Source organism: Nonomuraea sp. NPDC050783 (assembly GCF_040802095.1).
Taxonomy (GTDB): Bacteria; Actinomycetota; Actinomycetes; order Streptosporangiales; family Streptosporangiaceae; genus Nonomuraea.
Map to the genome: position 1 here is coordinate 191,462 of NZ_JBFAHK010000009.1, position 20,207 is coordinate 211,668.

16 protein-coding genes are annotated in these 20,207 nt (G+C 74.2%); 7 read left to right on the forward strand and 9 right to left on the reverse strand.

All coding sequences use genetic code 11. The features are described from left to right. Positions 1-17: 17 nt before the first annotated feature. Positions 18-2,333 (forward strand): alpha-xylosidase, encoded by a 2,316-nt coding sequence (gene yicI / locus AB0H75_RS25305; RefSeq protein ID WP_367800051.1) that lies wholly within the window; start codon positions 18-20, stop codon positions 2,331-2,333. Further along, complete coding sequence (locus tag AB0H75_RS25310) at positions 2,330-3,721, forward strand: GH1 family beta-glucosidase (RefSeq protein WP_367800053.1); 1,392 nt, start codon at positions 2,330-2,332, stop codon at positions 3,719-3,721. The genes yicI and AB0H75_RS25310 overlap by 4 nt, the downstream gene beginning before the upstream one ends. Positions 3,722-3,728: 7 nt before the next feature. Here AB0H75_RS25310 and AB0H75_RS25315 read toward each other — a convergent pair whose 3' ends face one another. From AB0H75_RS25315 to AB0H75_RS25335, 5 genes are all read right to left on the reverse strand, one after another. Next, a complete protein-coding gene (locus tag AB0H75_RS25315) occupies positions 3,729-4,559 on the reverse strand; it encodes an SAM-dependent methyltransferase (RefSeq protein WP_367800055.1) in 831 nt (276 codons plus the stop codon). A 98-nt stretch (positions 4,560-4,657) separates the two neighbouring features. Beyond that, complete coding sequence (locus AB0H75_RS25320) at positions 4,658-5,287, reverse strand: nitroreductase family protein (RefSeq protein ID WP_367800057.1); 630 nt, start codon at positions 5,285-5,287, stop codon at positions 4,658-4,660. Positions 5,288-5,410: 123 nt separating this feature from the next. Next, positions 5,411-6,139, reverse strand: a complete 729-nt coding sequence (locus AB0H75_RS25325) for a hypothetical protein (protein WP_367800059.1) — start codon at positions 6,137-6,139, stop codon at positions 5,411-5,413. 88 nt (positions 6,140-6,227) lie between these two features. Continuing rightward, the gene (locus AB0H75_RS25330; RefSeq protein WP_367800061.1) at positions 6,228-7,343 is read right to left on the reverse strand and encodes an arabinogalactan endo-beta-1,4-galactanase; all 1,116 of its coding nucleotides are present in this window, start codon (positions 7,341-7,343) and stop codon (positions 6,228-6,230) included. Continuing rightward, complete coding sequence (locus tag AB0H75_RS25335) at positions 7,340-9,427, reverse strand: beta-galactosidase (RefSeq protein ID WP_367800063.1); 2,088 nt, start codon at positions 9,425-9,427, stop codon at positions 7,340-7,342. Before AB0H75_RS25335 ends, AB0H75_RS25330 begins: the two co-directional genes overlap by 4 nt. A gap of 166 nt (positions 9,428-9,593) precedes the next feature. On the opposite strand from AB0H75_RS25335, the gene AB0H75_RS25340 reads away from it, so the two are divergent. From AB0H75_RS25340 to AB0H75_RS25360, 5 genes are all read left to right on the forward strand, one after another. Beyond that, positions 9,594-10,916, forward strand: a complete 1,323-nt coding sequence (locus tag AB0H75_RS25340) for an ABC transporter substrate-binding protein (RefSeq protein WP_367800065.1) — start codon at positions 9,594-9,596, stop codon at positions 10,914-10,916. Beyond that, positions 10,916-11,803: a carbohydrate ABC transporter permease gene (locus AB0H75_RS25345; protein ID WP_367800285.1), complete on the forward strand. Its 888-nt coding sequence runs from the start codon at positions 10,916-10,918 to the stop codon at positions 11,801-11,803. The genes AB0H75_RS25340 and AB0H75_RS25345 overlap by 1 nt, the downstream gene beginning before the upstream one ends. Beyond that, positions 11,803-12,693, forward strand: a complete 891-nt coding sequence (locus tag AB0H75_RS25350) for a carbohydrate ABC transporter permease (RefSeq protein ID WP_367800067.1) — start codon at positions 11,803-11,805, stop codon at positions 12,691-12,693. The genes AB0H75_RS25345 and AB0H75_RS25350 overlap by 1 nt, the downstream gene beginning before the upstream one ends. Next, positions 12,690-13,688 carry a LacI family DNA-binding transcriptional regulator gene (locus AB0H75_RS25355; RefSeq protein ID WP_367800069.1) on the forward strand — a complete coding sequence of 333 codons (999 nt, stop codon included), beginning with the start codon at positions 12,690-12,692 and terminating at the stop codon, positions 13,686-13,688. The genes AB0H75_RS25350 and AB0H75_RS25355 overlap by 4 nt, the downstream gene beginning before the upstream one ends. A 72-nt stretch (positions 13,689-13,760) precedes the next feature. After that, positions 13,761-14,621 (forward strand): SAM-dependent methyltransferase, encoded by an 861-nt coding sequence (locus tag AB0H75_RS25360; protein ID WP_367800071.1) that lies wholly within the window; start codon positions 13,761-13,763, stop codon positions 14,619-14,621. Positions 14,622-14,648: 27 nt separating this feature from the next. Here AB0H75_RS25360 and AB0H75_RS25365 read toward each other — a convergent pair whose 3' ends face one another. The 4 genes from AB0H75_RS25365 to AB0H75_RS25380 form a co-directional block, all read right to left on the reverse strand. Beyond that, positions 14,649-15,011, reverse strand: a complete 363-nt coding sequence (locus tag AB0H75_RS25365) for a YchJ family protein (protein ID WP_367800287.1) — start codon at positions 15,009-15,011, stop codon at positions 14,649-14,651. A gap of 145 nt (positions 15,012-15,156) precedes the next feature. After that, the gene (locus tag AB0H75_RS25370) at positions 15,157-16,011 is read right to left on the reverse strand and encodes an NAD-dependent protein deacetylase (RefSeq protein WP_367800073.1); all 855 of its coding nucleotides are present in this window, start codon (positions 16,009-16,011) and stop codon (positions 15,157-15,159) included. Positions 16,012-16,047: 36 nt separating this feature from the next. Then, a complete protein-coding gene (locus AB0H75_RS25375; protein ID WP_367800075.1) occupies positions 16,048-17,484 on the reverse strand; it encodes a hypothetical protein in 1,437 nt (478 codons plus the stop codon). Beyond that, entirely contained in the window at positions 17,484-19,982 is a 2,499-nt protein-coding gene (locus tag AB0H75_RS25380) for a lantibiotic dehydratase (protein ID WP_367800077.1), read from the reverse strand. The genes AB0H75_RS25375 and AB0H75_RS25380 overlap by 1 nt, the downstream gene beginning before the upstream one ends. Positions 19,983-20,207 lie beyond the last annotated feature (225 nt).

The window sequence follows — 20,207 nt, forward strand, 5'->3', positions numbered from 1 at the left end:
CCGAGGACGGATCCAGCATGAAGTTCAAAGACGGCTACTGGCGGATGCGCCCCGGGGTGCGGGCGGCCTACGCCGCCGCGGCCCACGACGTGACCGCCGAGGCCGCCTCGCTGCGGGTGCTCGCCCCGGCCCGCCCGGTCACCCGCCGCGGCGACACCATCGACGGCCCGGTCCTGCGCGTGGAGCTGTCCTCGCCGATGCCGGACGTGATCCGGGTCCGCACGGTGCACTTCGCCGGGTCGGTGCCGGCCGCCCCCGCCTTCGAGGTGCGCGACGACGCGCCGGCGGCCGAGGTCGCCGTGGACGCCGGGCACGCGAGCCTGACCAGCGGCGCGCTCACCGTGCGGCTGCGCAGGGACGCGCCGTGGGAGATGACGTTCAGCGCGGGCGGCCGCGAGCTGACCCGCAGCGGCGGCAGGAGCCTCGGCGCCATGACGGACCCCGGCGGGCGGCACTTCCTCGTCGAGCAGCTCCGGCTGGGCGCCGGGGAGCTGGTGTACGGGCTCGGCGAGCGGTTCGGCCCGCTGGTGCGCAACGGGCAGTCGGTCGACATCTGGAACGACGACGGCGGCACCGCCAGCGAGCTGGCCTACAAGAACATCCCCTTCTACCTGACCAACCGCGGCTACGGCGTGTTCGTCAACCATCCCGGGCGGGTGTCGTTCGAGGTGGGGTCGGAGACCGTGTCGCGGGTGCAGTTCAGCGTCGAGGGCCACGACCTGGAGTACCTGGTCATCCACGGGCCGACGCCGGCCGACATCCTGCGCCGCTACACCGCGCTGACCGGCCGCCCGGCGCTGCCGCCCGCCTGGTCGTTCGGGTTGTGGCTGTCCACCTCGTTCACCACCGACTACGACGAGGCCACGGTCTCCTCGTTCGTGGACGGCATGGCCGAGCGGGACATCCCGCTCAGTGTGTTCCACTTCGACTGCTTCTGGATGCGGCGCTACCGGTGGTGCGACTTCGAGTGGGACCCGGAGGTGTTCCCCGACCCCGAGGGCATGCTGCGCCGGCTCAAGGAGCGCGGGCTGCGCGTGTGCGTGTGGATCAACCCGTACATCGGGCAGGCGTCGGCGCTGTTCGACGAGGGCGCGCGCCTGGGGCACCTGCTGCGCCGCCCGGACGGCACGGTGTGGCAGGACGACCACTGGCAGGCCGGCCGGGCGCTGGTGGACTTCACCTCGCCGGCCGCCCGCGCGTGGTACGCGGGCAAGCTGCGCGCGCTGCTCGACATGGGGGTGGACGCGTTCAAGACCGACTTCGGCGAGCGCGTCCCGACGGACGTGGCCTACGCCGACGGCGCCGACCCCGAGCGCATGCACAACTACTACTCGCTGCTGTACAACCGGACCGTCCACGATGTGCTGGCCGAGCGCGGCCCGGCCGTGTTGTTCGCCCGGTCGGCGACCGTGGGCGGGCAGCGGCTGCCGGTCCACTGGGGCGGCGACTGCGAGTCCACCTTCGAGGCGATGGGCGAGTCGCTGCGCGGCGGGTTGTCGCTCGGCCTGGCCGGGTTCGGGTTCTGGAGCCACGACATCGGCGGGTTCGAGGGCCTGCCGGACGCGGCGGTGTTCAAGCGGTGGGTGGCCTTCGGGCTGCTGTCGTCGCACAGCCGGCTGCACGGCAGCGGGTCGTACCGGGTGCCGTGGTTGTTCGACGAGGAGGCGGTGGACGTGCTGCGCTCGTTCACCAGGCTCAAGGCGCGGCTCATGCCCTACCTGTACGGGGCCGCGGTCCAGGCCGCCGAGGAGGGGCTGCCGGTGATGCGCGCGATGCAGCTGGAGTTCCCCGGCGACCGGGCCTGCGACCACCTCGACGCCCAGTACATGCTGGGCCCCGACCTGCTGGTCGCGCCGGTGCTGTCCGGCGAGGGCGAGGTGTCGTACTACGTGCCCGCGGGCGAGTGGACGCGGCTGCTGGACGGCGAGGTCGTCACCGGGCCCGCCTGGCGCACCGAGCGGCACGGCTTCGACAGCCTGCCGCTGCTGGTGCGGCCGGGCGCGGTGCTGCCGGTGGGGGCGCGGGATGACCGGCCGGACTACGACTACGCGGCCGGCGTCACGCTTCAGGTGTACCGGCCGGCGGACGGCGGGAGCCGCACTGTTACCGTTCCCACCGTGGACGGGGGCGTCGGTACGGTGTTCGAGGTGTCGCGGGCCGGCGACCGCGTGCGCGCCCGCCGGGTCGCGGGGGCGCCCGCGCCCTGGAGCCTGCTGCTCGCCGGGGTGCGCGAGGCCCGGCACGCGCGGCTGGAGACCACCCCCGGCGGCGTGCGGGTCACCGCCGGGGCGGACACGAACGAGATCGAGATCATCCTTGAAGGAGCAGCATGACGACCTTCCCCGAGAGCTTCCTGTGGGGCACCGCCACCGCCGCGTACCAGGTCGAGGGCGCCTGGGACGAGGACGGCCGCGGCCCGTCGATCTGGGACACCTTCTCCCACACCCCCGGGCTGGTCGCGAACGGCGACACCGGTGACGTGGCCTGCGACCACTACCACCGGCTGGAGGAGGACCTGGACCTGCTGGCCGGGCTGGGCGTGGGCGCCTACCGGTTCTCGATCTCCTGGCCGCGCGTGCAGCCGGGCGGCGCGGGCCCGCTCAACGAGCCGGGCGTGGCCTTCTACGACCGGCTCGTGGACGGCCTGCTGTCGCGCGGCATCGCCCCGGTGGCCACCCTCTACCACTGGGACCTGCCGCAGGAGCTGGAGGACGCCGGCGGCTGGCCGGACCGCGACACCGCGTCGCGCTTCGCCGACTACGCCCGCCTGATGGGCGAGCGGCTCGGCGACCGGGTGCGGGCCTGGATCACCCTCAACGAGCCGTGGTGCTCGGCCTACCTGGGCTACGCCTCCGGCGTGCACGCGCCGGGCCGTACCGACCCGGCCGCCGCGCTGGCCGCCGTCCACCACCTCAACCTCGGCCACGGCCTGGCCGTGCAGGCGCTGCGCTCGACCGCGGCCAGGGACGCCCTGATGTCGGTCACGCTCAACCTGCACCACGTGCGCGGCGTGTCCGAGGCCGACGCGCCCGCGGTGCGCAAGGCGGACCTGCTGTCCAACATGGCCTTCCTCGGGCCGATGCTGGAGGGCGCCTACCCGCGCGAGCTGATCGAGGCCACCTCCTCGGTGACCGACTGGTCGTTCGTCCGCGACGGCGACGAGGCCACCGCCCGCCAGCCGATCGACGTGCTCGGCGTCAACTACTACAACCCGACGCTGGTGCGGCACTGGGACGGCTCGGGGCCGAAGGAGACGGCCGACGGCCACCAGGACGGCACCGCCTCCCCGTGGATCGCCTGCGACGACGTGGAGTTCGTGCGCCAGCCCGGCCCGTACACCGAGATGGGCTGGAACATCGACGAGACCGGCCTGACCGAGCTGCTGCTGCGCCTGCACCGCGACTACCCGGACCTGCCCACCATGATCACCGAGAACGGCGCCGCGTTCCCCGACCCGGTCGGGCCGGACGGCGTGGTCCACGACGCCGACCGGATCGACTACCTGCGCCGGCACCTGTCCGCCGTGGCCGAGGCGATCGCGGGCGGCGCGGACGTGCGCGGCTACTTCGTGTGGTCGCTGATGGACAACTTCGAGTGGGCGCACGGCTACGCCAAGCGGTTCGGCATCGTCCACGTGGACCGCGAGACGATGAAGCGCACCTGGAAGGACAGCGCCCACTGGTACCGGGACGTGGTGTCCACCGGCAAGCTGCCGGAGTAGCCGCCGGCTACGGCTTGCGCCCCACGCCACCCACGAAGGTGTGGTAAGTGATGCCCGGAGTGGCGTGGTCCTCCCCGTCGGGACGCCACTCCGGGAGCGGCACCAGGCCGGGCTCCACCAGCTCCAGGCCGTCGAAGAAGGCCAGCAGCTCCTCGCGGGTGCGCCAGCGGCCGGTGCCGAGGTGCTCGTTGAACAGTCTCTCGGCACTGGCGGCCTGCTCGGCGACCTCCGGATGGGCCGCGCCCGGGTTGTGGAAGTGGGAGATCACCACGTGGCTGCCCGGGGCGAGCGGGGCCACCAGGCGGGCCAGGACGCCGCCCGGGTCCTCGTCGTCGGCCAGGTGGTGCAGCAGCCCGAACATCAGCAGCCCCACCGGGCGGTCGAAGTCGATGAGGGCCCTGGTGCCGGGGTCGCCGAGGATCTTCTCCGGCTCGCGGGCGTCGGCGTGCACGACGGCGGTGGTGTCGTCGTCGGCGAGCAGCGCCCCGCCGTGGACGAGCACGATCGGGTCGTGGTCGACGTAGACGACGTGCGCGCCGGGCGCGACCGCCTGGGCGATCTCGTGCACGTTGCCCTGCGTGGGCAGGCCGGAGCCGACGTCGAGGAACTGCCGGATCCCGGCCTCGCCGGCCAGGTAGCGCACGGTGCGCCGGAGGAACTCGCGGTTGGCCCTGGCGGCCTCCGGCGCGTCCGGGGCGATCTTCAGCGCCATCTCGGCGACCTGGCGGTCGATGGCGTAGTTGTCCTTGCCGCCGAGCATGAAGTCGTAGACGCGCGAGACGCTCGGCCTGCTGGTGTCGATGCCTTGCGGCGCGCTTTCCTGCTCGCTGTCGGACACTGCCGGCTCCTTGGGATGGGGGGAATTACGCCGGTGATCTTAATTCGGAACCGGCGCGAACGCGGGCATTCACCACAAACCCGGCGAGCCCGGCCCCGCTACCAGGAGTCGAGGTGCAGCACCTCGTCGAGCGGCTGACGACGGGCCGGCCTGAACGTCTCCCCGGTGTAGTAGGCGGTGGGCATGAGCACGCCCTGCCGGACGCTCGGCGGGATGCCCAGCAGCTCGGCGATCTCGCTCTCGTACACCAGGTGCAGACTCGTCCAGGCGGTGCCGAGGCCGCGGGCGCGGGCGGCCAGCATGTAGCTCCACGCGGCCGGCAGCAACGAGCCCCACAGCCCGGCCTGGTTCCCCTCGGGCAGCCGCGGCGCCTCGATGCAGGCGATCACCAGCACCGGCGCCTCGCCCATGTGCTCGCCCAGGTAGGCCGCGCTGTCGGAGACGCGCCGCTGCGTGGCCGCCCGCTCCGGGTCGTCCTGGAACAGGTCGCCGGCCGAGGCGCCCGAGCCGAGGTAGGCGCGCGTGGCGCGGCCGTAGTAGTCGCCGACGGCCTTGCGCCGTTCGGGGTCGGTGATCACGATCCAGTGCCAGCCCTGGCTGTTGCCGCCGGTGGGCGCCTGCAACGCGATCTCCAGGCACTCGCGCACGAGCTCCAGCGGGACGGGCCGGGTCAGGTCGAGGCGCTTGCGGACGCTGCGGGTGGTGGTGAGCAGCTCATCGGGAGTCATGGGCCCATCATGTCAACCGCGCGCCCGGGTGCCGGGGAGGCCGGGCGCGCGCGTGGTGGCCCGGGCCGTCCGCCCGGACCACCACGACGTGCCGTGCTGTGCTGTGCTGCGCCGTGCCGGGCCTCAGGCGGCGGACCGCCAGGCGTTCAGGAACGGCCACTTGGCGTCGAGGGCGACCAGCTCGACGATCTGGTTGCCGGTGAAGATCACCCGCTCGTTGCCCTTGTAGTAACTGATCTTCGACCGGTTCTGCTCCCATTCGAGGGAGATGTCGTCGAGATCGCTGTGGAAGCGCGCGGGCAGGAACGTGTCGTTGGCCAGCGGCCTGCTGGGCGTCTCGAAGGCTCCGTCGAACAGGAACGTGGCCAGCCCGCCCCGCACCCCGTAGTGCCTGATCCGGCCGTCGATCGGGTCGTTGAAGTCGCTGAGGCCGTCGTACGGGCTGGGGATGAAGAAGGGGCCGTTGACGATGCCGGTGTCCTCGAAGGTGATCGCCTGGTTGCCCTTGGTCCAGGTGTGCCGCCAGCGGAAGCCGGGCCCGCTGATGGCGACGCCCGCCGAGTCGACGTCATGGGTGAACTGCTCGGGCAGGAACGGCCACTTCTGCCGGATCGGCGCCGGGCCCTCGATGAGCCCGCGGTCGGTGTAGATGGCGTACTGGTCGCCGATCAACGCCATGTGCTTCCACACGTTCCGCTCGTTCACCGTGGTGACCGCGTCGAAGCCGCGCAGCCCGGCGGCGGACGCGTGCGCCTGCTGCGCCGCGGCCGGCGAGAACGCCGCGATCACGGCGGTGAGCAGCGCCGTCAGCCGCCACCGCCGGGACATGGACCTGTCGTGCTCTTTCCGCACTGTGCACTCCCATCGTCGGATGGATCTGCTTGAAGGTCATGAACAGTTCGCGGAGACGGCCGTGGCGGATGACGGATCGCGGGGCGGATCAGACGTGGCCGAGGACGGCCATCGCGGGCAGCGCGCGGTCGGCGTAGTCGAACAGGGCCTGGTTCTCCCAGGCGTTGCCCGAGGACGGGTCGGCCGGGTCCCAGCCGTTGCCCTTGACGCCGGTCCAGGTGGCCTCCCAGGTGAACAGGCCGAGGCCGAGGCCGTTCGGGACCTGGCGGACCACCGCGGCGACCTTCGCCAGCATGGCCGACTGGCCCTGCGGGGTGGCCGGGTAGCCCGGGTAGGGCTCGGGCGAGGTGACGAGGTTCTCCCAGCCGTCGTCGTCGGCGGTGGTGAACGGGTACGCGGTCTCGGCGACCACGATCGGCTTGCCGTAGCGGGTGGCGACGTCGTTGAGGTTGGCCTGGAAGCTCTCCAGCGTGCCGTGCCAGTACGGGTAGTACGACACGCCGATGACGTCGTAGCGGATGCCGTGGGCGGCGGCGTTGTCGAACCACCACCGGTACAGGCCGTTGTCGCCGCCGTTGGCCAGGTGCAGCACGACCCTGGTCGAGGCGGACACCTTCTTGGCGGCGTCGTAGCCGGAGCCGAGGAGGGCGGCGGTGCCGGCCCAGTTCGTGTTGGAGCCGTCCGGCCACAGCAGGCCGCCGTTGATCTCGTTGCCGATCTGCACCAGGTCGGCCGTGGTGCCCTGGCGGCGCAGGGCGTCCAGCACGTCGTAGGTGTGGTCGTACACGGCCTGCCTGAGCTGGTCGAACGGCAGCGCCTCCCAGGCGGCCGGCTTGTACTGCTTGCCGGGGTCGGCCCAGGTGTCGGAGTAGTGGAAGTCCACCAGCAGCTTCAGCCCGGCCGCCTTGGCGCGCCTGGCGACGGCGAGCACCTGGGCCTTGGTGTTGTAGCCGTCGGCGGGGTTCACCCAGACCTTGAGCCGGACGTGGGTCAGCCCGGCCTGGGCCAGGATGCGCAGGGGGTCGCCGCGGCGGCCGAGCGCGTCGCGGTAGACGCCGCCCAGGGCCTCGGACTTGGCGAGGCTGGAGACGTCCGCGCCGCGGATCGGGAGGCGGGCCTGGGCCTGGGCGGGGGCGGCGGCCAGGGGGATGGCGAGTAACAACGGGGACAGGACGGACAGCAGGGCGGGCAGGAGGCGTCTCATGCGGGTTCTCCTTCGGGGTGGGGGGTCTCCTCGACGACCGTGACGGCGCCGGGCGCGACGGTGACCCGGCCGTCGCAGCGCGCGCCGTCCAGGACGCTGACGCCGGTCACCCCCTCGACCGTCACCGGCTCGTCGCCGTGGTTGATGAGGAACGCGTGGCGGCCCCTGCGGACCAGCTCCAGGGTGTCGGGCAGGCCCCGGGGGCGGGTGACGCGGGCGTGGTCGAGCACCCGGGCGAGCAGGCCGCGCAGGCCGGCGACGGGGGCGGTGGCCAGGTACCAGGCGGTGCCGGCGCCGAGGTCGTGGCGGGTCAGGGCGGGATGGCCGGCGTCCGGGCCGGAGGCGAAGGCCCGCACGGTGACCGCGCCCGCCGGCCGCACCCGCTCCGACCAGATCCGCGCCGGCCGGCCACCGGCCGCGTCCCCGCCGGCCGTGTCCCCACCGGCCGGCATCGCGTCGGCCGGGGTCGCGGCCTCGCCGGTCACGGTCACGGTCTCGCCGGTCACGGTCACGGTCTCGCCGTCGCGCAGCGGGTGGAACTCCTCGATCGACAGGCCGAGCAGCTCGCGCAGCGCGCCCGGGTGGGGGCCGGGGTGGATGGTGTCGTGCTCGTCCACGATGCCGGAGAAGTACGACACGAGCAGGTGGCCGCCCGCCTCGACGTACCGGTGCAGGTTCTTGGCCGCGGCCTCGGTGAGCAGGTACGAGCTGGGCGCCACCACCACCCGATACCCCGAAATATCAGCAGAAGGGTGGACGAAGTCCACCGTGACGTGCTCCCGCCACAACGCCTCGTAGAAGGCGTCCATCCGCTCCCGGAACGTCAGGTCCACCGACGGCCGCCAGTCCAGCTCCAGTGCCCAGTACGACTCCCAGTCCCACACCAGCGCCACCTCGGCCCGCACCCGGCTCCCCCGCACCCCGGCCAGCCTGCGCAGGTCGGCGCCCAGCCGGACCACCTCGCGCCACTGCCCGGAGTCGGTCCCGGCGTGCGGCACCAGCCCGGAGTGGAACTTCTCGGCCCCGAACCTGGAGGCCCGCCACTGGAAGAACAGCACGCTGTCGGAGCCGCGCGCCACGTGGGCGAGGCTGTTGCGGCGCATCTCGCCGGGCCGCTTGGCGAGGTTGCGCGGCTGCCAGTTGACCGCGCCGGCCGAGTGCTCCATGAGCATCCAGGGCGCGCCGCCGGCCACCGAGCGCGCCAGGTCGGCGGACATGGCCAGGTCGATGTGGTTGTCGGGCCGCTCGGCCTTGAGGTAGTGGTCGTTGGCGACCACGTCCAGCTCGCGGGCCCACCGCCACAGGTCGGCGGACTTGCAGTTGACGGTGCCGGCGAAGTTCGTGGTGACGGGCAGATGCGGGGTCAGCTCGCGCAGGATGTCGCGCTGGAGCGCGTAGTGCTCGCGGTGCTGGCCGTCGCTGAAGCGGGCGTAGTCGAGGCGCTGGGCCGGGTTGACGACCGTGTGGTTGAAGCGGGGGGCGTCGATCTGGTCCCAGTCGGTGTAGGTCTGACCCCAGAAGGTGGTGCCCCAGGCGTCGTTCAGCGCGGCGAGGTCGCGGTAGGTGGCGCAGAGCCAGTCCCGCCAGGCCGCCACGCTGTGCTCGCAGTAGCACTCGCCGAGCGGGGCGCCGTACTCGTTGTGGACGTGCCACATGACCACGGCCGGATGGTCGCGGTAGTGCTCGCCCAGCGCGCGCACCAGCCGGGCGGTCGCCTCGCGGAAGGCCGGCGCGCTGGAGCAGGCGCTCTGCCGCCCGCCGAACCCGATCCGGGTGCCCTCCCTGGTCACCGGCAGCACGTCGGGGTGCGCGGCGACGAACCAGGCGGGCGGCGCGGCCGTCGGCGTGGCCAGGTCGACCGCGACGCCGCCCGCGTGCAGCCGGTCGAGGATCTCGTCCAGCCAGCCGAACGTGTAGCGCCCCTCGGCCGGCTCCATCAGCGCCCACGAGAACATCCCGAGGCTGACCAGGTTGACCCCGGCCTCGCGCATGAGCGCCACGTCCTCCTCCAGGACCTCGCGCGGCCACTGCTCCGGGTTGTAGTCCCCGCCGAAGGCGAGGCCGCCAGGACGCTCCGGATACATCCATCCCCCTTGGAAAGCTTCTGTGAACGTGCACAGTAATCCCGTTGCACCCCTCAGGGGAACAGGGCATCCGGACGGCGGGATTAACGAGAACGTAACGACTCTTGACGGGCATTTCGCGGCTGTTCCAGTCTGTGCACGTTCACAGGACCTTACGGAGGTACGCATGCGCGCCAACCGCCTTGGAGCAGCTCTGGCCGTCGCACTCACGGCCACCCTCGCCGCCTGCGGGTCCGGCGAGCCCGCCCCCCGCGGCACCGAGGCGACGCAGGGCCCCGCCGCCACCGCCGCCCAGGGGCCGGTCAAGCTCACCTACTGGACCTGGGCCCCCAACATGGACAAGATCGTCGCGATCTGGAACAAGGCGCACCCGGACGTTCAGGTCACGGTCAGCAAGCAGGCCGGCGGCGACGACGCGGCCGCCAAGTACCTCACCGCCGCCAAGGCCGGCAACCCGCCCGACCTGGTGCAGGCCGAGTACCAGCACCTGCCCTCGTTCGTCGCCGCCGACGCGGTGGCCGACCTCAAGGCCGAGACCGCGGCGATCAGGGGCGAGTTCTCCGAGGGCCTGTGGGGGCTGGTCACGCTCGGCACCGAGGGCGTCTACGGCATCCCCCAGGACAGCGGTCCGATGATGCTCTTCTACCGCGAGGACCTGCTCGACGAGTACGGCATCCCGGTCCCGAAGACCTGGCAGGAGTACGCCGACGCCGCCCGCGCGGTGCGCAAGAAGGACCCGAAGGTCTACCTCGGCACGTTCTCCAGCAGTGATCCGGGAGCGTTCACAGGGCTGGCGCAGCAGGCCGGCGCGCAATGGTGGTCCATCAGCGGCGAGTCGTGGAAGGTCGGCATCGCCGACGGGCCCACCGTGAAGGTCGCCGACTACTGGGGCGGCCTGGTGAAGGAGGGCGTCATCGACGACATGCCGTACTTCACCCCCGAATGGAACAAGGCGCTCAACGACGGCAAGCTGCTCACCTGGCCGTCGGCGGTGTGGGCGCCGGGCGTGCTGGAGAGCAACGCGCCCAAGGCCAAGGGCAAGTGGGCCGTCGCCCCGCTCCCCCAGTGGAACGCCGGCGAGAACGTCACCGGCTTCTGGGGCGGCTCGTCCACCGCCGTCTCCGCCAGAACACCGCACAGGGCCGCCGCCGCGCGCTTCGCCACCTGGCTCAACACCGACCCGGCCGCGCTGGACCTGCTGGTGAAGGAGGCCGCGATCTACCCGGCCGCCACCAAGGCGCAGTCCACGCTGGGCGAGCCCCCCGCGTACTTCTCCGGCCAGCCCGACTTCTGGAAGCAGGCCGCCGCCGTCTCCGCCGGGGCGCGCGGCTTCACCTTCGGCCCGAACGTGGGCGTGACCTACAACACCTTCAGGGACGCCTTCGGCAAGGCCGCGCGGAACCGGACGTCCTTCTCCGACGCCGTCCGGTCCATGCAGGACGCCACGGTCGCCGACATGCGCAAGTCCGGCTTCCAGCTCGCCTCGTGATGGGACGCTCCGGCAAGGGCGGCGGGTGGCCGTACCTCTTCCTGGCCCCGGCGATCGTGCTGTTCACGCTCTTCCTGGCCGTGCCCATCGGCTACACCGTCTACCTGGCCACGCGCCGGACCAAGGTGTCGGGGCTCGGGCTCGGCAAGGGGGCGCGGCGCGAGGTCTCCGCCGGCCTCGACAACTTCGCCGCCGCGCTCGCCGACGCCGAGCTGTGGCAGGGCTGGCTGCGGGTGCTGGGCTACGGCGTGCTGGTGCTGGCCGTCATGCTCGGCCTGGCCCTGCTGTTCGCGCTGCTGCTGGACTCGGCGCGGGCGCGGCTGGCGCGGTTCTCGCGGATCGCGATCTTCCTGCCGTACGCCGTGCCGGGGGTGGCCGCCACCCTGCTGTGGGGTTTCCTCTACCTGCCCTCGCTCAGCCCGATCCGCGCGGTGCTGGACGTCGACCTGCTCGGCCCCACCGCCGTCACCTACTCCATGGCGAACGTGGCGGTGTGGGGCGGCACCGGCTTCAACATGCTCGTGCTCTACACCGCGCTGCGGGCCATCTCGCGCGACCTGTACGAGGCCGCGCGGCTGGACGGCGCCTCCGAGCTGCAGATCGCCCTCCGGGTCAAGATCCCGCTGCTGGTGCCGGCGATCATCCTCACCACGGTGTTCTCCGTCATCGCCACGATCCAGGTGTTCACCGAGCCCACCACGCTGCGCCCGCTGACCAACACGATCAGCTCCACCTGGAGCCCGCTCATGAAGGTCTACCGCGACGCGTTCGTCACCGGCGACCTGTACTCGGCCGCCGCCACCTCGGTCGTCATCGCGGCGATCTCGCTCGTCCTGTCGTTCGGGTTCCTGCGCGTGGTCCGCGGCCGCGCCTTCGGGGAGGGCTGATGATGACCGGGATCACCGCCACCGCGCGCCGCCGCCACCGCGCCCGCGCCCGCGGCGCGACCGGCCGGCCCTGGGGGGTCGTGCCGACCGCGCTGCTGCTGGTCGGGGCGCTCTACTGCCTGTTCCCTGTGCTCTGGGTGCTCGTCGCGGCCACCAAGTCGCCGGGCGAGCTGTTCACCACCGCGACGCTGTCGTTCGGGACCGGCTTCCTCGACAACGTGCGGCAGTTGTTCGCCTACCGCGACGGCGTGTTCTGGCTGTGGGCGGGCAACACGGTGCTGTACGCGGGCGGCGGCGCGCTGCTGTCCACGGCGGTGTCGGCGGTGTCGGGGTACGCGCTGGCCAAGTACCGCTTCCCCGGCCGGAACGCGATCTTCAATGTGCTCATCGGCGGCATCCTGGTGCCGGCCGTGGTGCTGGCCGTCCCGCAGTACCTGCTGTTCAGCCGGGTCGGACTGGCCGACACGTACTGGGCCGTGCTGCTGCCGCAGATCCTGAACCCGTACGGCATCTACCTGGCCCGCGTCTACGCCGCCGCGGCCGTCCCCGACTCGCTGCTGGAGGCGGGGCGGATCGACGGGGCGGGCGAGGCGCGGCTGATGGCCCGGGTGGCGCTGCCGCTCATGGTGCCCGGCATGGTGACGATCTTCCTGTTCCAGTTCGTGGCGATCTGGAACAACTTCCTGCTGCCGTTCATCATGCTCGGCGACGACGGCAAGTTCCCGCTCACGGTCGGGCTCTACACGCTGCTGGCGGCCGGCGCCAACCAGCCGGCGCTGTACAACCTGATCCTGACCGGGGCGCTGCTGTCGATCGTCCCGCTGATCGCGCTCTTCCTCACGATGCAGCGATACTGGAGGACCGATCTGTCCTCCGGAGCCGTCAAATGAAACGCCCTACGATCCACGACGTGGCCGCGGCCGCGGGCGTGTCCCGCGGCACGGTCTCCCGCCTGCTCAACGGGGACAAGTACGTCAGCCCGGCGGCGCGGGTGGCGATCGAGCGGGCGATCTCCGAGACCGGCTACGTCGTCAACCGGGTGGCCCGCAGCCTGGTCACCCAGCGCACCGGCTCGGTGGTGATGGTGCTGTCCGAGCCGCACGAGAAGTTGTTCGAGGACCCCAACTACAGCACGATGATCCGGGTCGCGATCAGGATGCTGGCCGAGCGGGACATGTCGCTGGTGATGATGCTGGCCGGCGACGAGGGCGACCGCGAGCGGGTGGTGCGCTACGTGCGCGGCGGCCACGCCGACGGGGTGCTGCTGGTCTCCACGCACGCCGGCGACCCGCTGGTGGGCCTGCTCGGCTCCGGCGGGCCGCCCGCGGTCTCCTGCGGCGCGGTCATCGGGCAGGAGCACGTCATCCCGTACGCCGCCGCCGACGAGCGCCTCGGCGCCCGGCAGATGACCGAGTACTTCGTGCGCCAGGGCCGCCGCCGGATCGCGATGATCACCGGCCCGATGGACACGCCGGGCGGCATCCAGCGCCTGGAGGGGTTCGCCGAGGTGCTGGGCCGCAAGGCCAGCCGGCGGCTCATCGCGCACGGCGACTGGACGCAGGCCAGCGGCGAGCGGGCGATGGCCGAGCTGCTGGAGCGCTCCCCCGACCTCGACGCGGTCTTCGTGGCCTCCGACCTGATGGCGGCCGGTGCCCTCGCGGCGCTGCGCGCGGCCGGGCGGCGGGTGCCGGACGACGTGGCGGTGGGCGGGTTCGACGACTCGGCGGTGGCGGTGTCCACCCATCCGCCGCTGACCACGATCCGGCAGCCGCTGGCCGAGATGGCGCAGGAGACCATGCGGCTGCTGTTCGCGCTGCTGGACGGCGCCGGGCACGTCGATCCGGTGGTGCTGCCGACGGAGCTGGTGGTCCGCGAGTCCGGCTGATCGCGGCAAATGACCGAAAGGGGAGATGCGCCGGTACGCGACGGCGTACGATCATGCGCGACGTCTCCCGACGTGACCAGCCAGGAGGAGCCGACCGTGGCCGACAACGAGCAGGAGCGCGCGCCGCGCGGGATAGACACGACGAGGCCGAGCGTCTCGCGGGTCTACGACTTCATCCTCGGCGGCAAGGACAACTACGCGGTCGATCGGGAGGCCGCGCGGCGGGCGATGGAGGTCGCGCCGGACGCGCCGGAGGCCGCCAGGGCCAACCGCGAGTTCCTGGGCCGCGTGGTGCGCTTCCTGGCCGGCGAGGCCGGGATCCGGCAGTTCCTGGACCTCGGCTCGGGCCTGCCCACGCAGGGCAACGTACATGAGATCGCCCAGTCGGTCGCGCCCGGCGCGCGCGTCGTCTACGTCGACCACGACCCGATCGTGCTCGTCCACGGGCGGGCGCTGCTGGCCGTGGACGACACCACCACCGTCGTCGAAGCCGACCTGCTGGACCCGCAGGCGATCCTGCACAGCCCCGAGGTCAGGCGGCTCATCGACTTCGACCGGCCGGTGGGGCTGCTGATGTTCGGCATCCTGCACCACCTGGCCGACGACCACGACCCGGGCGGCATCACCCGGCGGCTCATGGAGCGCCTGGCGCCCGGCAGCTACCTGGCCATCTCCCACTTCCACAACCCGGGGCCCGCGCTGCCGGAGGTGTCGCAGCAGGCGTACTCGGCGGAGCGGATCTTCAACGACACCATGGGCACCGGGCGGTGGCGCTTCCGCGACGAGATCCTGGCCTACTTCGACGGGCTGGAGCTGCTGGAGCCGGGCCTGGTGCCGCTGCCCGAGTGGCGGCCCGACGGGCAGGGCCAGGCCAAGCCGGGCATCACGTACCACACCTTCGTCGGCGGGGTGGCCCGCAAGCCCGAGGCGTAGCCCGCGCGCCCCGCGCGGCCCGCGGGCTCAGAGCGCGCCGGCGTACACCCAGCGGCCGTCCACCCGGACGAACCTGCTGTGCTCCTCCAGCTCCCCTGCCCTCTCCCCTGCCCTGCCCCGCTCCAGGTAGTGGGCCCGGAAGCGGACCGTGCCCTCGGCGTGCACGACGCTGCCGCCGGTGGTCTCCAGCACCTCCAGCCGGGTCCAGCGCAGCCGCCGGTCGAGGTCGAGCCGGGGCGGGCGGGAGGCGGGGTGCCAGGTGCGCAACAGGTAGGCCGCGTCGCCCACGCCGAACGCGCTGAAGCGGGAGCGCATGAGCTGCTCGGCGGTCGCGGCGGCGGCCTCGCCGCGGTGCAGCCTGCCGCAGCAGTCGCGGTAGGCGGCGGGCAGGCCGCACGGGCACGGCCGGTCGGGCTCGCCGGGGACGGGTCGCCCGGGGGCGGGTCGTCCGGGGGCGGGCTTCCCGGAGGCAGGCTTCCCGGAGGCGGGCTTCCCGGAGGCGGGCTTCCCGGAGGCGGGCTTCTTCGGCACGGGCTTATTCTGCATCCGGCCGCGCGCCCAGGCGGCGGGCCAGGCCGGTCAGGGTGGCGCCGAGCGGGGCGTCCACCAGGAGCCCGGCCGCGGCGTCGCCGCCGGTCGGGCCCTGGTTGACGATGGCGATCGGGATGCCGAGCGCCGCCGCCCGGTCCACGAAGCGCAGCCCGGACCTGATCGCCAGCGAGGAGCCGAGCACGAGCAGCGCCCGCGCCCGCTCCACGACGGCGAAGCACTCCTCCACGCGCGGGCGGGGCACGTTCTCGCCGAAGAAGACCACGTCCGGCTTGAGCAGGCCGCCGCAGGAGGCGCAGTCGACCACGCGGAACCCGGCGACCTGCTCGTCGGTGAGCACGGCGTCGCCGTCGGGGTTGATCACGTCGCTGGTGGCGGCCCAGCCGGGGTTGGCCTCGCGCAGGCGGCGCTCCAGCTCGGCGCGCGGGGTGCGCTCGCGGCAGGTCAGGCACACCACCCGGTCGAGGCCGCCGTGCAGCTCGATCACGTGGCGCGCGCCGGCCGCCTGGTGCAGGCCGTCCACGTTCTGGGTGACGATGCCGCTGATCAGGCCGTGCCGCTCCAGCGCGGCCACGGCGCGGTGGCCCGCGTTGGGCCTGGCCAGGCCGATCTGCCGCCAGCCGACGTGGCTGCGCGCCCAGTAGCGCCGCCGCGCCTCGGCGCTGCCGACGAAACGCTGATAGGTCATCGGCTCGGCGCGCCGGGCCCGGCCGGTCGGGCCGCGGTAGTCGGGGATGCCCGACTCGGTGGACAGCCCGGCCCCGCTCAGCACCGCCACGCCGCCCCCGCCGACCAGTTCGTCCAGACTGCCGAGGGACGCCCCCATAGTGCCTTGTGTCACGTCTTCCATGGTGCCCGACGCGGGCGGGTGCCCGGTTCACGGCCGGCGGCGGACGGGCCCGGCCAGGTGGCCGGGGACGTGCGGACCGGCCGCGAGGCGGATGAAGCGGCCGGAGCGCAGGTTGACGGCGAACGTCCCCGGCCCCCGCCCGTCGGGGCCCACACCCGTGACGATCTCCGTGCAGGGGTCCCAGGCCGGGCCGGGCACGGCCGGGCCGGTGACGGCGCAGGCGGCCAGGCGGCCGGGCAACAGGCCGGGCAGCCGCGCCGTCCAGCGCCGGAGCAGGGTGGCCACCTCGGCGGGGCGGAGGGTGCCCGGCGCGTCGAACTCCGCCCACCGGCGCAGGTCGTGCCCCGGGTCGGGCGGCAGGCGCGCCACCTCGCCCGCCGCCCAGGGCGCGCGCGCCCCCATCCGGTACGGCCGCAGCCCGCCCAGCCGGATCCCCTCGGCCCCGCCCGCCAGCAGCTCCACCGACTCGTCCACGGCCTCGGCGGTGACGCCGGGCGCGCCGACCGCCAGCTCGCACGTCACCGGCACGCCGGGCGGCAGCGCGGCCGGCAGGCGGCGCAGGTCCACGCTCGCGCCGGTCATGCCGAGGGCCGTGCCGAGGAAGTCGGCGCGCGCCACCAGCAGCGTCAGCCCCCGGCAGCGGCCCAGCGCCTCGGGGGCCAGGGCCGCCGCCCGCGCCGCGTCCACCCGCCCGGCCCACGGCACCCCACCGCCGGGCACCGGCCGCCCCCCGTCCACCCAGCGCACCACCCCGGAAGCCGCGCCGGAAGCCGAGCCGGAAGCCGGACCGGAGGCGGCGTGCCCCGAACCGGTGGCACGCGCCGAACCGGTGGCGTGCCAGCAGGACGCGATCACGCGCTCGGGCGACCAGCTCCCCCACCTCACCCCGGCCAGCTCGGGGACGCGCCGCAGCGCGCCGCGGTGCTCGATGACCAGGCGCCCGCACAGCGTCACCCCCTCCCCCGCGCCCCTCTTCCCCGGGCTCCCCGCCCTCAGCGCCTCGACCAGCGCGAACGCGGCGGGAAGCTGGTCGGCGCGGTCCACCACCACGTGGGCCCGCCGCCCGGCGGCGACCTCGCGGGCCAGCTCGACCTCGGGCGCGAACAGCTCGCACCGGCGGGCGGCCCCCAGCAGGTCACGGCTGCTCTCCGGGCTGCCCTCGGTCAGCTCCAGCCCGTCCACGGCCAGCCGGACGGCGGGGTCGGCGGCCAGCCCGAGCGCAGTGCCGACGGCCCGCAGGTGGGCGTCGTCGTACGCCTCCCGCTCCAGGATCGCGGCCGCGGCCCGGCCGAACAGCGCGGTCAGCGGCCCGGCGGCGGGCCGGGCGGCGGCGGCCCGCAGCCGGGCGGGCTCGGCCAGCCGCCGCACCAGGTGCTCGTTGAGGTCGAGGAGCGCCATGCCGGCGGGCGGCACCACCTCGGTGGTGAAGTCGGTGAACGGGGGAACGACGAGCACGTCGTCCATCAGCGGGGTTCCTCCTTCCACGGACGGGGACCCGGCGCCGTGCCGGGCCGCCCGGCGGGCCGCAGGTAGACGCAGCGGAGCCGGGCGGCGAAGCGGAGCCCGCCCTCGCGCAGCCAGCAGTCATCGGGGCCCGGCAGCGCCTCGGTGAGCGTGAGCGGGCCGGCGGCGCCGGTCAGGGCGGCCAGCTCGCCGATGAGGGAGGGGGCGCGGGTGTCGACGTAGAGGGGGTTGAGCTCGCCCGTCCCTGTGCCCGTCCCCGTGCCCGTGCCCGTGGGGGTGGCGAAGAAGGTGCCGGGCAGGCCGTGGGCCTCGCGCAGCCGGGCCATGGCCAGCAGCAGGTCGCGCTCGCCCGAGGCGTGGCGCAGCGGCTCCGACGTGGCCCGCCCGAGCCGCCAGCGCCGCCGGGAGAGGACGACGTTCCCCCACGTCAGGCGGGGGAGGTAGGGCAGGTCGGGAAGCGCGGGCGGGCGGACCCTCGGCAGGGCGAGCGCGGTGTGCAGGACGCTGTCGTGCCCGCCGTTGTGGAACAGCAGCGGCTCGCCGGTGTCCTTGACGCGCAGCGCGGCCCGGCGGCCGTCGCTGTGGACGTACAGGTCGTCGAGGCCGAGGCGGTGGCGCCGGGGGTCGGCGGTCGCGCCGCCGTACTCCAGGACGGGGCCGGGCAGCGCCAGCGCGGGCAGGCCGTCGGCGCGCGGCGAGACGACGTTGAGCGCGCTCGTCCCGCCGAGGGCGCGGGCGACGGCGGCGTCCCGCTCGGCGACGAGCGCGGCGCCGTCCCTGCCGGGCGGCGGCTCCCAGGGGGCGAGCCCGGGCGTGCCGTGGACGGCGGCGAGGACCAGCGGGGTGCGGCCCGCCTCGTACGCCTCCAGCGCCGGCGCGGCCACCATGACGTCGGCCGCGCAGAGCACGGGCGCGGCCGGCGCGACCGGCGCGCCGAAGGCCGGGGCCAGGTCGAGCACGGCGGTGCCGGGCGGCGCGGCGCGGACCAGCCCGGCGATGCGCCCGGCCATCCGCTCGCCGTGCCGCATCTCCAGGTCGCCGGCCGCGCGCAGCACCTCGGCCAGCGGGAAGGAGCCGGCGCCCAGCCGCGTGGCGAGCAGCCGGTTGGCGCGCACCCGGGCCAGCTCGGCCTCCTCGGCGAGCGGGGCGAGCGCGGCGGGCACCCGCTCGCGCAGGTCGGCGGCGAGCGGCCCGCCGGCGGTGAGCCGGAGGGTGCCGGCGGCGGCCTCGCGCACGATGACCCGCTCCTCGGCCCGCTCGCCGCGCCCGGCCCGCCGGGCACCGCCGGCCAGCGCCTCGATGCGGCTCTGCACGGCCAGCTTCACCTCGGGCGCGGCGGCGGGGTAGCGCTCCAGCAGCTCGGCGATCTCGTGGACGCGCCGCCCGGCGGGCAGGTCGGCGGGCAGGCCGGTGCCGGTGGCGGCGCGGGGGCCGGCCAGCGCGCGCCGCCGCTGCGCGGGCACGCCCCTGGCGGGCACGAGCCCCGGCTCGGGCAGGACGGGCTCGTCGCCGGGCAGCCGCTCGCGCAGCCAGCCGACCGGGTCGGCGACGGTGGCCGGCGGGCACAGGTCGTGGGTGAGCAGCCCGCGGCGCACCGCCACGGCGAGGGCGGCCGAGGCCCGCTCCAGGCTGACGCCGAGGTCGCCGGCGATCTCGGCGACGGTGCGCCGGCCGTCGCAGCGGTCGGCGAAGGCGGCGCCGTCGGCCGGGGGCGCGGTGCCGGCGCGCCGGCGGGGCACCAGCCCGGCGACCAGGGCGAGGTCGGCGAGCACACGCTGCTGGAGCGCCTCGCCGACGCGGGCGTCGGGGTAGGCGACGCGCCGGGTCAGCTCGTGGTGCCCGGCCCAGGTGTAGCCACTGGGCAGGGCGGGCTCGACGCGACCGGCGCCGGCGGGGGCGTGGAAGCCGGTCGGGGCGGGCCTGGTGGCCAGCCGCTGCACGTGCGGGGCGAGCCGGGCCGGGTCGGCGGGGCCCCGGCACAGGTCGCGGTAGGCGGCGGGCGCGGTGCAGGCGAGGGCGTCGAGGAAGCGCTCGTCGGCGGCGACCGCGGCGGCGGCGGCGGCCCTGGCCAGGGCGGCGTCGGCGGCGGTCAGCTCGGTGAGGGCGAGCCGGGCCTCCTCCAGCAGGCCGGTGACGTGGTTCCAGTCGGCCAGCCAGTCCTCGGGGGCGAGGGTGCCGGGCGGCAGGGGCCGCAGCCTGCGCAGCCGGCTGCGCAGGCCGTGGGGCAGGCGGGAGGGCAGGCGTGCGGGCAGGCGTGCGGAGCGGAGGGCGCCCGCCCGGCCGGCGTGCGGTCCGTCCGGGCGGGCCTCGCGGCGGGCCGCCGCGGTGGCGAGCAGGCCGAGGGCCTTGCTCTCCAGCGACGCGACGGCCGCCGCCGTCTCGGCGGCCCTGGGGCAGGCCAGGGTCCGGACGAGGTCCCAGGGGAATCCGGCGCTCCGGACGACCACGGCCGGGAGCAGGGTCCACTCATGGTCTTGCGACGTGCCGGACTCGCCCATGTACACGTTCCTCTTTCTGGCGACGACCAAATTCAGGAATACGGGTAACACAGATATTTACAAGATCGTTTACTTGTGTCAATGCGTTCCCCAACGAGAAATCGTCACACTCGGCAATTGGCTGCGCCCGAAATATCCCGATCAATAACAGCAAATCTGACCATGCTGGTTACGGTCGTTTACTTTCCGTAGCCGTGGGCATATCGTGGCTGCACAGCATGGCCG